This window comes from Rathayibacter sp. AY1A5 (assembly GCF_002930875.1).
Classification (GTDB): domain Bacteria; phylum Actinomycetota; class Actinomycetes; order Actinomycetales; family Microbacteriaceae; genus Rathayibacter.
Genome location: NZ_PSTM01000009.1, coordinates 54,102 through 66,665, shown reverse-complemented (window position 1 = coordinate 66,665; position 12,564 = coordinate 54,102). Strand labels below are relative to the sequence as shown.

The window sequence follows — 12,564 nt, the reverse complement described above, 5'->3', positions numbered from 1 at the left end:
GGACGAGGCGCCCGTCCTCGGCGGGAGGGCGGAGGCGGCCCTCCTCGCCCGCGGTCCGGCAGGACGCGGGCGGAGAGGGCCGCCGGGCGCGGATCAGCGGCAGTCGGTTCTCGCCTTGATCCAGTGGGGGTTCAACGCGCCGTCTCCCTGGGCGGTGATCCCGGCCGCATCGGGGCCGGTGCTGGCACCGGAGCCGATCTTGGTCCACGTGTTCTGCGCCGTGCTGTAGTACCAGATGTCGCCGTTCGCCTTCACGGAGACGTTCCCATCCGCTCCCTGACCGTAGGTGCGGACGAACCCGGAGTTCTCCGGAACGGTCGCGAGCCGGGTGCCGTACTGCAGGACCCCGTCCTTGATCCAGTGGATCTCGAACGTCCCGCCCGGCCGCTGGGTCAGTCCGGCGGCGCTCGGCTCGGTGCTGGCTCCGGTGCCGACGAGGTCCCACACGTTGCCCTGCGGGGTGTACCGCCAGATGTCGCCGTTCGACTTCACGGCGATCGTGCCGCGGGTGCCGAGGCCGTAGACGCGGACGAATCCGGAGTTGGTCGGCACCGTGGCCGCTGCGGTGCCGTACTGCAGGACTCCGTTCTTGATCCAGTGGACGTTCAGGGTCCCGGCCGGGTTCGCGGAGATGCCGGCCGCGCTCGGCTCGGTGCTGGCGCCGGTGCCCAGAAGGGTCCACTCGTCGGCCTGGCGGTTGTAACGCCAGATGTCGCCGTTCGCCTTGACGGAGACGTTCCCGTCCGCGCCCTGACCGTAGGTGCGGACGAATCCGGAGTTGTTCGGAACGGTCGCGAGCGCCTTGCCGTACTGGAGGACTCCGTCCTTGATCCAGTGCGCGTTGTAGGTTCCGTCCGGCTGCTGCGTGAGCCCGGACGTGCTGGGCTCCGTGGAGGCGCCCGTGCCGAGCTTCTGCCAGCCGTCCGACCGCCGGTACTGCCAGATGTCGCCGTTCGCCTTGACGGAGACGTTGCCGTTCACACCCTGCGAGGAGGTGTGGATGAATCCGGAGTTGTCGGGAACAGTGGCGAGGCCCGTGCTGTACTGCAGGTCGCCGGTCTGGCGGACCGGGAACGGGGCGTTCGTCTTCGCCGAGCCGCCGAAGGCGAGGGCCGAGCCGGTCGAGGGGCCCGCGATGACGCCGCCGACCGGGATGGTGGCGACTCCGTTCGCGTCGGTCATGAAGGTGTCGGTCCCGCTCCCTCCGAAGCGGAAGCCGGGCGGGGTGTTCACCCGCACAGGGACGTTCGCGACGTTGCCGCCGGTGAGGGTCAGCGTGATCGGCGCCGTGTTGGGCATGCACGCGATCATGGTCGGGATGGAGCTGAACACGAGGGTCTGCGTGGCAGAGGCGGCGGCGGCCGGGGTGGCCGTCGCTGCGGCGATCACGGGCAGGGACCAGGTGGCGCCGGCGACGACGGTGCGTCGCCTCAGCGGACCCTGCTCAGCGGGAGAGTTGTCGGAAGTCACAGTGAAGCTCCTCGGTCTGTCTTCGCGCCGGCGGCCTGCTCGGAGGACGGTCGTCGTCCGCTCGGCCGCTTCGGCGGGTACGACGGGCGCCGTACCGCTGGGGAGTCTTCCCGCGGGCGGTCGGTCGGCCCAAGCGCTCGGGGGCAGGTGAGGAGGAAGTGGCGCCGCCGTGAGGAGGGAGTGGTGTGCTCCGGCGCCGTTCCGAGTCGCGATCGCCCTCCTGACCCGGTGATCCCGTCGGTCGCACGCTGCCGCCGGGGCGCCGCCGGCGCGGTGAGCGGGAGCGTCGCCGTCCGCTGTGACCGATCCGGTGACAAACGGAGCACGCGCGGGCTGCGAATCACTCCCGTGGTGAGGCGTCAGCGTGCCCGCGAGGAGGGGGCGCCCGATGAGGTCGAGATCGGCCGAGATGTACCGGCGGATGGCCGAGCACTGGAACGGCGTGGAGGCCCGTTCTGGACTGCGGGTCGAGGCGACGGGCTCGCTCGGCTTCGAGATCGCCAGACTGTGGATCCCCGGTGGCTGCGTTCTCGAGCAGAAGCCGCAGTCGCGCTGCCCGCCGGGCGCGCATCTGCTGCTGGTCGTCGAGGGCGGAGGACGCATCCGACAGGACGGACGGACGCTCGAGTGCGGCAGTGGTGATCTGGTGGTCATCGACGCGGAGCCGCGGACCGGGGCGCGCTTCCCCCGCTCGACCGTGATCTACGCCTGGGTGCTCGGCGAGCGGGCGCGGGAGCAGCGCTGGCTCACGGAGCGCTTCGGCGAGATCCTGCCCGTCGCCGGCTGCTTCCTGGCCCCGGCGCGGGCGCTGATGAACGGTCTCCTCGACGGCGACCCCGCTCTGGCGGAGCAGCCTGCCGTCGCCCGGGCGGGCGAGGCCTTCCTGAAGGAGCTGGTCGAGAGCTCCGCGCCGCGCAGACGTCCCCGCGCCGAGGAGGTCTACGGGGAGGCCATGGCCCTCATCGAGGAGCGCCACCGCGATCCCGCCCTCACCGCCGCCCGGCTCGCCCGCGAGCTCCTGGTGTCGGAGCTGACGCTGGCTCGCGCGTTCTCCTTCCTCGGACGCACGGCGGACGACGAGCTCGAGCGGCGCCGGGCGGGGACCCTCCTGCTCCTGATCGGCGGGCGGTCCCTGGCGATCGCCGACTTCGCGCGCGCAGCCGAGGAGGCGGGCTTCGCCTCCGTGGGGAGCGCTCACCGCGCGCTGCGGCGGCTCTCCCAGCGCTGCTGACCGGGACGGTCCCCGTGGCCGTCCTCCCGGTCCGGCGACGGCGTGCGGCCGGATTCCGAGCGCGAGGCGCGGAGGCCTGGGAGATCCGTGCGAACGTCCGGCGGTGATCGACAGATGAGGGATTCTGTTCGTTCGACGCGGAGGAGGCGGGAGATGGGGGCCGCAGAGGAGCGGATGCAGGCGTTCGCTCGCGCAGGGGACGAGCGCGGGACGGGCGCTCCCGGTCTGCGGATGGACGCAGCGGACGGACCGGGACTCGCGCTGACGCGGGTGTGGGGGCCGAACGGGATCAGGGTCGCCCTCTCGCCGTCGGTCGACAGGGCGGACAGGCCGGTGGGCGTTCACATCTCCCTGATCGTCGAGGGCGGGGGCGAGGTCGTCCTCGACGAGGGCGTGCTCGAGGCGACGCCGAACAGCGTCCTGCTCCTCGACGCCAGGGTCCCGGTGCGCATCGACTACCGGCGGCCCACCCTCTCGTACACCTGGAGCTTCGACGCCGCCGTGCTCGAGCACCGGTGGGTCCGCGAGCGGATCAACGAGGTCGTGCTGGTGCGCGAGTCGGTCTGGACGCCTGCCCGTGCCCTCGCCAACAGTCTGATCGAGGGCGATCCGGCCGTGCTCGGGGCCGCCGGCGTGAGGCGGGCGAGCGAACTGCTGCTGGAGGGGATCGTCGAGCACAGCGCTCCGCGGGTCCGGACCCGGAGCGCCGACCAGGTCTACGCGGAGGCGATCCCGGTGATCGAGGCGCGCCACCGCGACCCGGCGTTCTCCGCCGCGGTGCTCGCCCGGGAGCTGCTCGTCTGCCCCCGCATGCTCGCGCAGGCTTTCGCGTTCCTCGGCCGCACGCCGGCGGAGGAGATCGAGACGCGCCGGGCGGGCACCCTCCGGCGCCGGATCGGCCTGCGGCGGCGGGGCCCTGCCGACTTCGCCCGCCTCGCCGAGGAGTGCGGCTACGCCACCCGCGAGCAGGCCGCGCTGACGCTCAGCCGCTCCGCCTCCTGAGGCCGGCGGAGCGCCCCGGACACGACGGCGCCCCCTCGTCCGCGGAGGGACGAGGGGGCGCCGGGGGAGATCGGGCGGGAGCCCGGTCAGGTCTTGCTGCGGGCCATGACGGCGCGCTGGAGGAGGACGAAGACCAGGAGGATGCCTCCGGTGATGATCGTGGTCGCCTCCGGCGGGATGCCGCCGTCGCGGGTGATCAGGACGTTCATCAGTCCGAGCACCAGGGCGCCGACCACCGAGCCGAGCACGAACCCGACGCCGCCGGTGAGCAGCGTGCCGCCGATGACGGTCGCCGCGATGGCGTCGAGCTCCCAGCCGGTGCCGGTGATGTTCTGCGCGCTGCCGAGGCGGGCGGTGTAGACCACACCGGCGAGACCGGCGAGCGTGCCGCTGATGATGTAGATGAACAGCTTGGTCCGCACGACCGGGAGGCCCATCAGGGCCGCCGACTGCTCGGAGCCGCCCATCGCGTAGACCGTGCGGCCGAGGCGGGTGCGGTGGAGCACGAAGAACGCGCCGGCCACGACGAGGATCGCGATGATCACGCCGGGGCTGATGACGAAGTCGTTGACCTTGGGGCCGTCGATCAGCTTGATCGGCGTGGCCAGGCTCAGCACGGCCGAGTCCTCGGGGAGGCGCTCCGGGACGGTGCTCAGCATGGAGGCGAGACCGCGGGCCAGGAACATCATCGCGAGCGTCGCGATGAACGGCTGCACGTTGAAGTACTGGATCAGGACGCCGGAGATCACGCCGAACAGGGCGCCGATCACGACCATCAGGACCATCACGAGCCAGGGGTTCCAGCCGGCGTTGATCAGGAGCACGCCGCTCACGCTGCTGAACGCGATCACCGCGCCGACCGAGAGGTCGATGCCGCCGGTGAGGATCACGAAGGTGAGGCCCACGGCGAGGATGATCAGGTGCGCGTTGTTGACCAGCAGGTTCGAGATCGTGCTCGCCTGCAGGATCCGGCCGTAGGCGGCCTCGCCGTAGACGATCATCCCGAAGAAGATGATCAGCGCGGCCAGGGTGGGCAGCTTGTCCAGGTGCTGGCTCAGCCAGCCGCGCGCCCCGGAGGTGCGCTTGGTGCTCGCCGGAGGGGCGGAGCGGGTCATCACGGCACTCATGCGGGGATCGCCTCTTTCTGCGGGACGCTGCGGTGCGCCTCGCGACGGGACTTGAAGGCGGAGCGGACGCGCTCGGACTGCAGGAGGCAGAGCGCGACGATGACGATCGCCTTGAAGGCGGGCGTCGCGGAGGACGAGACTCCGAGGAACACGACGGTCTTGTCGAGGGTGGCGATCAGGATCGCGCCCACGGCGGCACCGGTGATGTTGAACTTGCCGCCGGCGAGCGAGGTGCCGCCGATGACGACCGCGAGGATCGCGTCGAGCTCGAGCTGGTAGCCGGTGCGCGAGACGTCGACCGTCATCACGCTCGCCGTGGCGAACACGCCCGCGACTCCGGCGAGGATGCCGCTGCCGATGTAGGCGGTCATCAGCAGGCCCCGGCGGTTGATGCCCGCGAGGCGGGCCGCCTTCGGGTCCATGCCGATGGCCTCGATCATCAGGCCGAGGGCGCTGCGGCGCACCAGGACTCCGACGACCACGACGATGGCGATGGCGAGGAGGAACACGACCGGGAGCCCGAAGACGTACCCGTTCGCGAGCCAGCGGAAGGGCTCGTTGGTGGCGGCGGTGTTCTGGCCGCCGGTGATGACCTTCGCCAGGCCGCGGCCCGCGAGCATCACGACGAGCGTGCTGATGAAGGGCTGGAGGCCCACCACCGAGACGAGGATGCCGTTCACGGCTCCGAGCACGGCGGCCACCAGGAGGGCGACCGCGAAGGCTCCCGCTGCGGCGCCGAGCGAGTCGGGCGCTCCCGCGGAGTTGAGGAACTCCATCGAGACGGCGCCGGCGACGACCATGATCGAGCCGACCGAGAGGTCGATGCCCCCGGTCGCGACGACCAGGCACATGCCGACGGCGATCATCAGGATCGGAGCGGCGGCGCGGGCGATGTCGATGACGTTGCCGACGAGGTAGCCGGTGGTGGGGCTGACCGAGACGGCCAGGTAGCCCGGGTCCTTGACGACGTTGACGAGGAGGAGCAGGGCGATCGCCACGACTCCCCAGAAGTACTGGCGGCGGATGATCCCGCCGAGGACTGATCCCCGGGCGGGTCGGGTGTCGCTGCTCATGATGCGGCCTCCTGCGTGGCGCTCTCGAGGACGACGACGTCCTCGTCGACGACTCCCTCTGCGGCGATGGTAGTGACGATCGACTCCGCAGTGACAGCGGGACCGTTGAGGATCTCCGCGATCACGCGGTGGTCCTTCAGGACGATGATGCGGTCGCTGAGGCGGACGACCTCGTCGAGCTCGGACGAGATGAAGACCACGGCGACGCCCTCGCCGGCGAGGGCGACGACCTTCTCCTGGATCTCGGCCTTCGCTCCGACGTCGATGCCGCGGGTCGGCTCGTCAAGGATGAGGATCTCGGGGGCGGTGGCGAGCCAGCGGCCGAGGAGGACCTTCTGCTGGTTGCCGCCGGAGAGCTTGCTGATCGGGCGGTCGGGGTCGGCCGGGCGCACGTTGAGCTCGACGAGGTACTTGCCGACGATCTCGTCCTTCTCCTTCTTGGAGAGGGGGCGGGCCCAGCCGCGCTTGGCCTGCACGCCGAGGATGAGGTTCTCGCGGACCGAGAGGTCGCGGATGATGCCCTCGTCGCGGCGGTTCTCGCTCGAGAACGCGATCTTGTGGGCGAGGCCGGCGGTCGGCGTCGGGACGTCGATCTTCTTGCCGTGCATCGTGATCTCGCCGGTGTCGGGCTTGTCGACGCCGTAGATCAGGCGCGCGAGCTCGGTGCGGCCGGAGCCGAGGAGCCCGGCGAAGCCGACGACCTCGCCGCGGTGCAGCGTCAGGTCGGTGCTCTCGATGGAGCCCTTCTTGCCGATGCCCTTCGCGGTGTAGAGCGGGGCGTCGCGGTAGAGGTGGTCCTGGCTCTCGCGCTCGGAGTCGAGGGAGCGCAGCGCCGCGATGTCCTTGCCGATCATCTTCGAGATCAGCGAGGTGCGGTCGAGCTCGTGGGTCAGGTACTCGCCGACGAAGGTGCCGTTGCGCAGCACCGTCAGGCGGTCGCTGATCGCGTAGACCTGGTCGAGGAAGTGCGAGACGAAGAGGATCGCGACGCCCTCCGCACGGAGGCGGCGGATGACGACGAAGAGGTTCTCGACCTCGTTCGCGTCCAGGCTCGAGGTCGGCTCGTCGAGGATGAGCACCTTGGAGTCGCTCACCGTCGAGCGGCTGATCGCGACCAGCTGCTGCATCGCGATCGAGAGCGAGGCGAGCGACTGGCGCGTGTTGAGGTGGCCGAGGCCGAGCTTCTCGAGCGCGACCTTCGCGGCCTGGTGTGTGGCCTTCCAGTTGATGCCGAAGGGTCCGCGGACCTCGTAGCCGAGCATCACGTTCTCTCCGATGGAGAGGTTCGTGACCAGGTTGACCTCCTGGTACACGGTGGAGATGCCCGCGGCCTGCGAGTCGGCGGTGCCGGTCAGGCGACGGGTCTCCCCGTCGATCACGATGTCTCCGCTGTCGATGCGGTAGACGCCGGTGAGGGCCTTGATGAGTGTGGACTTGCCGGCGCCGTTCTCACCCATGAGGGTGTGGACCTCGCCCGGGAACAGGCGGAAGTCGACGCCGTCGAGGGCTTTCACGCCGGGGAAGCTGATCGAGATGTTCTTCATCTCGACGATCGGAGGCGAACCTGTCATGTCGCGTCGTTCCGTTCTCGAGCGGGGCGCAGCCGAACAGGTGCGCCGAAGGGTCGGAGCGACCGGGGCCGGCGGGTGGGCCGGCCCCGGTCGCTCCGGGGGAGTGGTGCCGCGTCGAGGAGGACGCCGGGCGACCGGTGGTGCTGAGCGACTAGAACTTGCGGTCGGGCAGCGCGGTGGTGGCGGCCTCGGGCGAGTCGAAGGTCTCGCTCGGGACGACGATCGAGGACTCGACCGTCTCGCCGGCCAGGGTCTTCTCGACCGCGTCGAGGGCGGTCTCGCCGAACAGCGGGTTGTACTCGGCGACGAAGCTCAGCTCGCCGTCGGCCAGCGCCTGCAGGGCGTTCTTGGTGCCGTCGATCGTGGCGATCTTGACGTCGGTGCCGGGGGTGAGGCCGGCCTCCTGGACGGCCTGGACAGCGCCGAGGCCCATCTCGTCGTTCTGGGCGAAGACCAGCTGGACGTCGTTGTTGTTCGACTTCAGGACGGTCTCGAAGACGCTCTTGGCCTCTTCGGTGGACCAGTTCGCGGTCTGCGCGCCGATCTTGGTGAACTTCGAGTCGGCGCCGATGACCTCGTCCCAGCCTTCGTTGCGCTCGTTGACGACCGAGACGCCCGCGGGGCCCTCGAGCGTGAAGTACTTCGCGCCGCTCGGGAAGGTGGTCTTGGCCCAGTCGGCGACCGAGGTGCTGACCGCGATGTTGTCCGGCGCGATGCGGGTCACGTAGAGGTCGGTGTTGTCCGGCTCGATGCCGCGGTCGATCAGGATGACCGGGATCTCGGCCTCCTGGGCGCGCTCGAGCGAGTCCTCCCAGCCGGAGCCCTCCGTGGCGGAGAGCAGGATGATGTCGACGCCCTCGTCCACGAAGGAGGTGAAGGAGTCGATCTGCGACTTCTGGTCTCCGTTGGTGGCGGGTGCGTACTTCAGGTCGAAGCCGGCGTCCTTGGTGAACGTGTCCTCGATGTTGGTCTCGTTCGCCTGGCGCCACGCGCCCTCGGGGCCGACGGCCACGAAGCCGACGGTGGTGAGGTCACCGCTCGAGCCGGAGCCCGAATCGGTGCCGGAACCGCCCGAGCAGCCCGCGAGTCCGAACGCGAGTGCGCCGACTGCTGCGAAACCCAGGAACTGGCCGATACGCCTCGTCTTGGACATAGATCTCCTCCTTGAGATCGCGGGCACGAAGAGAGTGCCCGAGATGGTGGACCCCGAAGGGCCTCGAATGCGGGCCTAGCGGCCCGAGGTGCGGTGAGTGCAGGATGTGCAGTGGGCGCCGGCCGAAGCAGCGCCACGTCGAAATGTTACCGTGAACAATTCTTGTGACGCAACAGCACGGCGGTGCGCTTCGGTAACGATCCGGTCGCGGGGCCCGCAGGGCCCGATGGTAACCCTCTGCCCGGTGGTCGGGCCCGGGAGTAGCTTCCCTGGCCATGATGCTCCCTCGATCGCGCTCCGTCCCCGCGACGGCCGCGACGGCGGCCCTCGTGCTCGCGCTCTGCGGATGCTCCGCGGACGGCACGGCGGCCCGCCGCGCGGCCGACGCCTTCCTCTCCGCGCTCGCCGACGGCGACGGCCGCGCGGCGTGCGCGCTGCTCACCGATTCCGCCCGCGAGGCCGTGGAGGACCGGTAGGGCGACTGCCCCGGCGGCGTGCTGGAGCTCGGGATCGCGGAAGACGGAGCAGGGGACGCCGAGGTCTACGGCCGGGCGGCGATCGTGCGCTCCGGCGGCAGCGCGGTGTTCCTCACCCCGGGCGACGACGGCTGGCTGGTGCGCGCGGCGGGGTGCACGCCGGTGGCGGACGCGCCCTTCGACTGCGTCCTGGACGGGAGCTGACGTGCGCACCGCTTCCGCCCTGTACTACGCCGTGATCGTGCTCGGCCTGATCGGGTTCTTCGCCGTCGGGATCCTCGGGAGGTGAGCCGGATGCGCCGCTTCCCGCGCGAGAACGGACTCTCGCTGTTCTTCCTCGCGATCTTCCTGCTCGCTCTCCTCGGGCAGTCGTTCGCCGGGCTCGCCGCGTACAACGACACCCAGGTCGCGGAGGGGCTGCGGGAGGTCGGCTACTGGCGCTTCGTCACCTCCTCCGACTTCGCGATCGACGTCGCCGAGAACTGGCAGTCGGAGTACCTCCAGTTCTTCCTCTACATCGGCGCGACCGTCTGGCTCGTGCAGCGCGGCTCGCCCGAGTCGAAGCGGGTGGGCGAGGAGGGCCTCGAGACCGACGAGCAGCAGAAGGCGGGGGCGTCCGCGGAGGACGACTCGCCGCCCTCGGCGTCCGCCGGCGGCCTGCGGCAGGCGCTGTTCTCGCACTCGCTGCTGCTGGTGATGGGGGCGGTGTTCCTGCTGTCCTGGGCGGCGCAGTCGGTGACGGGCGTCGTGGCCTACAACGAGGAGCAGCTGACGAGCCTGGAGGCGCCCGTCGACTGGCTCGGCTACGTCTCCTCCGCCGACTTCTGGAACCGGACGCTCCAGAACTGGCAGTCGGAGTTCCTCGCGGCGGGCAGCATGGCGGCGCTCGCCGTGTTCCTGCGCGAGCGCGGGTCGAGCGAGTCGAAGAAGGTGGGCGATCCGCACGGACGGACGGGGATCTGAGTGGTCAGGGTGCGTCGGATCGGACGCGGATCTCGTCGCCCTCGAGGGCGAACCGCAGGGACGTGCCGATCGGGAACCGCTCGCGCAGGGCCTCCGGCGCCGCCGACGTCACGGTGAACTGCGCGACCGCGGGGAACGCTCCGGCCGTGCAGCCCTGGAAGAACAGGCCGTCCTGCGGCTCGGCGGTCCGCACGATGGAGAGGCACGAGCCGGCGCTCGAGGAGCGGCGCTGCCGGACGACGGTGAGCCCCGTGTCGGCGGGCAGGCTCTGCCGCACGACGGTGAGCCCGCCGAAGTCCTCGGTGGTGACCGATCCGTCGAACCCCAGTCCCTCCCAGCCGGGGAGGTCGGTGCCGTTCGACAGCGGCAGCACGGCGACCTCGCGGCCGGGCTGTCCGTCCTCGGCGGTGGCGAGGAGGGTGGCCCCCGCGGCGACGGCGGCCGTCGCGGCCAGCGCGGCGGGGAGGAGGAGGCCGCGCCGACGGGAGCGGCGGGGCGGGACGTGGCCGAGGGGGTCGGACGCCTCGTCGGCGGAGGCGTCCGCGGGAGGTGCCGCGTCCTCCGGCGCCGCGTCCCCGGAGTCCGCGGGAACCACCGCGCCCGGCAGTGCGGTGCCGAGGGCGGGACGGACGCGGGCCTCGAGCGCGGAGAGCCGGGCGAGCGCGCCGGGGTCCCGCTCGATGTCGGAGCCTCGGCCGTAGGCGCGCCGCTGCAGCTCCGCGAGCTCGTCCGGTCGCTGATCGTCCACCCCCGGATCCTCGCAGGCCCGGCGCCCGAGCGGGACCCGCCGGCGCGCCGAGGTCCTGGCGGTCGAGCAGCCCGGACGGCTCATCGAGACCCGGTGGACGGTGCGGCCGCTCGGCCGGCGGGGGAGGTCAGTCGTCGTCGTCGAGGTCGTCGTCGCGGTCGGCGGCGATCATCTCGACGATCGTGTCGACGGTGAGCCAGGGGCCGTTGCTGACCTCGCCGATCTTCTCGCGGTCCTTGAAGACGACGATGCGGTCGCTGAGGCGCACCACCTCCTCCAGCTCGGACGAGATGTAGACGACGGTCACCCCCTCCTTCGCGAGCTGCGCGATGTGCGCCTGGATCTCGACCTTCGACGCCACGTCGATCCCGCGCGCCGGCTCGTCGAGCACGAGCAGCCGCGGACGGGTCGCGAGCCACCGCGCGAGGACCACCTTCTGCTGGTTGCCTCCGGAGAGGTACTTCACCGGGATGTCCGGGTCGGCCGGCGAGATGTTCAGCGCCTCGACGTAGGTGCGCACCAGGGTGTCGGTCTCGGCAGCCGAGAGCGGGTGCGCCCAGCCGCGCAGAGCCTGCAGGCCCAGCACGAGGTTCTCGCGGAGGGAGAGGTCGCCGATGATCCCGTCCTCGCGGCGGTTCTCGCTCGAGTGGGCGATGCGGTGGCGCAGGCCCGACACCGGGTCGGAGATGTGCGCGGGCTGGCCGTCGATCAGCACCTCGCCGGTGTCCGGCTTCTCGACCCCGCTCACCAGCGACGCCAGCTCGGTGCGCCCCGAGCCGCGCAGGCCCGCGAAGCCCACGATCTCGCCGCGGTGCAGCTCCAGATCGGTCGGACCCACGGCGCCGCGGCGGCCGATCCCGTGCGCGCGGTAGATCGCCGGGCCGACCGGCTGGCGGCGGTGCTCGCGGCGGTCGGAGCCGATCTGCCGCAGCGCATCGATGTCCTTGCCGATCATCTTCGCGATCAGCTCGGCGCGGTCCATGGTGTGCGCCGGGTACTCGCCGACGGTGCCGCCGTCGCGGAGCACCGTCAGCCGGTCGCTGAGGGTGAGGACCTGCTCGAGGAAGTGCGAGACGAACAGGATCGCGACGCCCTGGTCGCGCAGCCTCCGCAGCACCGTGAAGAGGCGGGCCACGTCGCTGAGGTCGAGGCTGGAGGTGGGCTCGTCGAGCACGAGCACGCGCGGACGGTCGACCATCGCGCGGCTGATCGCGACCAGCTGGCGGATCGCCGGCGAGAGCGAGCGCAGCGGCAGGTGCGGATCGAGGTCCTCCAGGCCCAGCTCGGCGAGCATCTCGGCCGCGCGGTGGTGGGTGCGCGACCAGGAGATGCCGAAGCGGCCGCGGACCTCGTGGCCGAGCATCACGTTCTCGCCGATGCTGAGGTTGTCGGTGAGGCGCTCGTCCTGGAACACGGCCGTGATGCCCGCTGCCTTCGCCTCCGCCGGGCCGCTGAAGCGCCGGGCGACGCCGTCGACGAGGATCTCGCCCGCGTCGGGCTGGTGGATGCCGGTGAGCGTCTTGATCAGCGTGGACTTGCCCGCGCCGTTCTCGCCCATCAGCCCGTGGATCTCGCCCGGCACCAGCCGCAGGTTCCCGTCCGTCAGAGCGGGTCCGGAGGCGAAGGAGACGCGGATGCCGGTCATCTCGACGACGGGTGCCGCGGAGCTCCGGGTCGTCCTCGATGAGATCGCCACGTGCCGTCCTCGGTTCGTGTGCGGCGCGCCGTCAGGGTCCGGCGTGCCAGGGGC

At 71.3% G+C, this 12,564-nt stretch carries 12 protein-coding genes; 5 read left to right on the top strand and 7 right to left on the bottom strand.

All coding sequences use genetic code 11. The features are described 5' to 3' along the window. Positions 1-93: 93 nt before the first annotated feature. Complete coding sequence (locus tag C5B98_RS08285; RefSeq protein ID WP_104222388.1) at positions 94-1,470, bottom strand: hypothetical protein; 1,377 nt, start codon at positions 1,468-1,470, stop codon at positions 94-96. A 388-nt stretch (positions 1,471-1,858) separates the two neighbouring features. Between C5B98_RS08285 and C5B98_RS08280 the strand changes: the two genes are divergently transcribed. Both C5B98_RS08280 and C5B98_RS08275 read left to right on the top strand, forming a co-directional pair. Further along, positions 1,859-2,701 (top strand): AraC family transcriptional regulator, encoded by an 843-nt coding sequence (locus C5B98_RS08280; RefSeq protein ID WP_104222389.1) that lies wholly within the window; start codon positions 1,859-1,861, stop codon positions 2,699-2,701. A 153-nt stretch (positions 2,702-2,854) separates the two neighbouring features. Further along, positions 2,855-3,703: a hypothetical protein gene (locus C5B98_RS08275; protein ID WP_104222390.1), complete on the top strand. Its 849-nt coding sequence runs from the start codon at positions 2,855-2,857 to the stop codon at positions 3,701-3,703. An 86-nt stretch (positions 3,704-3,789) separates the two neighbouring features. Here the strand turns inward: C5B98_RS08275 and C5B98_RS08270 are convergent, their stop codons facing one another. The 4 genes from C5B98_RS08270 to C5B98_RS08255 form a co-directional block, all read right to left on the bottom strand. After that, a complete protein-coding gene (locus C5B98_RS08270; RefSeq protein WP_104222391.1) occupies positions 3,790-4,830 on the bottom strand; it encodes a sugar ABC transporter permease in 1,041 nt (346 codons plus the stop codon). Further along, positions 4,827-5,903 carry an ABC transporter permease gene (locus C5B98_RS08265; protein ID WP_104222392.1) on the bottom strand — a complete coding sequence of 359 codons (1,077 nt, stop codon included), beginning with the start codon at positions 5,901-5,903 and terminating at the stop codon, positions 4,827-4,829. Before C5B98_RS08265 ends, C5B98_RS08270 begins: the two co-directional genes overlap by 4 nt. Then, the gene (locus C5B98_RS08260; protein WP_104222393.1) at positions 5,900-7,474 is read right to left on the bottom strand and encodes a sugar ABC transporter ATP-binding protein; all 1,575 of its coding nucleotides are present in this window, start codon (positions 7,472-7,474) and stop codon (positions 5,900-5,902) included. Before C5B98_RS08260 ends, C5B98_RS08265 begins: the two co-directional genes overlap by 4 nt. Positions 7,475-7,625: 151 nt before the next feature. Then, positions 7,626-8,627 carry an ABC transporter substrate-binding protein gene (locus tag C5B98_RS08255; RefSeq protein WP_104222394.1) on the bottom strand — a complete coding sequence of 334 codons (1,002 nt, stop codon included), beginning with the start codon at positions 8,625-8,627 and terminating at the stop codon, positions 7,626-7,628. A 275-nt stretch (positions 8,628-8,902) separates the two neighbouring features. Here C5B98_RS08255 and C5B98_RS08250 point away from each other — a divergent pair, with 275 nt between their 5' ends. From C5B98_RS08250 to C5B98_RS08240, 3 genes are all read left to right on the top strand, one after another. Beyond that, positions 8,903-9,103, top strand: a complete 201-nt coding sequence (locus tag C5B98_RS08250; protein WP_104222395.1) for a hypothetical protein — start codon at positions 8,903-8,905, stop codon at positions 9,101-9,103. Positions 9,104-9,121: 18 nt separating this feature from the next. Beyond that, positions 9,122-9,307 carry a hypothetical protein gene (locus tag C5B98_RS08245; protein WP_104222396.1) on the top strand — a complete coding sequence of 62 codons (186 nt, stop codon included), beginning with the start codon at positions 9,122-9,124 and terminating at the stop codon, positions 9,305-9,307. A gap of 90 nt (positions 9,308-9,397) precedes the next feature. Then, positions 9,398-10,066 (top strand): DUF6766 family protein, encoded by a 669-nt coding sequence (locus tag C5B98_RS08240; protein WP_104222397.1) that lies wholly within the window; start codon positions 9,398-9,400, stop codon positions 10,064-10,066. Between the two features lie 4 nt (positions 10,067-10,070). Here C5B98_RS08240 and C5B98_RS08235 read toward each other — a convergent pair whose 3' ends face one another. Then, positions 10,071-10,814 carry a hypothetical protein gene (locus C5B98_RS08235; RefSeq protein ID WP_104222398.1) on the bottom strand — a complete coding sequence of 248 codons (744 nt, stop codon included), beginning with the start codon at positions 10,812-10,814 and terminating at the stop codon, positions 10,071-10,073. Between the two features lie 127 nt (positions 10,815-10,941). Then, positions 10,942-12,459, bottom strand: a complete 1,518-nt coding sequence (locus C5B98_RS08230; RefSeq protein WP_104222487.1) for a sugar ABC transporter ATP-binding protein — start codon at positions 12,457-12,459, stop codon at positions 10,942-10,944. Between the last annotated feature and the right edge of the window lie 105 nt (positions 12,460-12,564).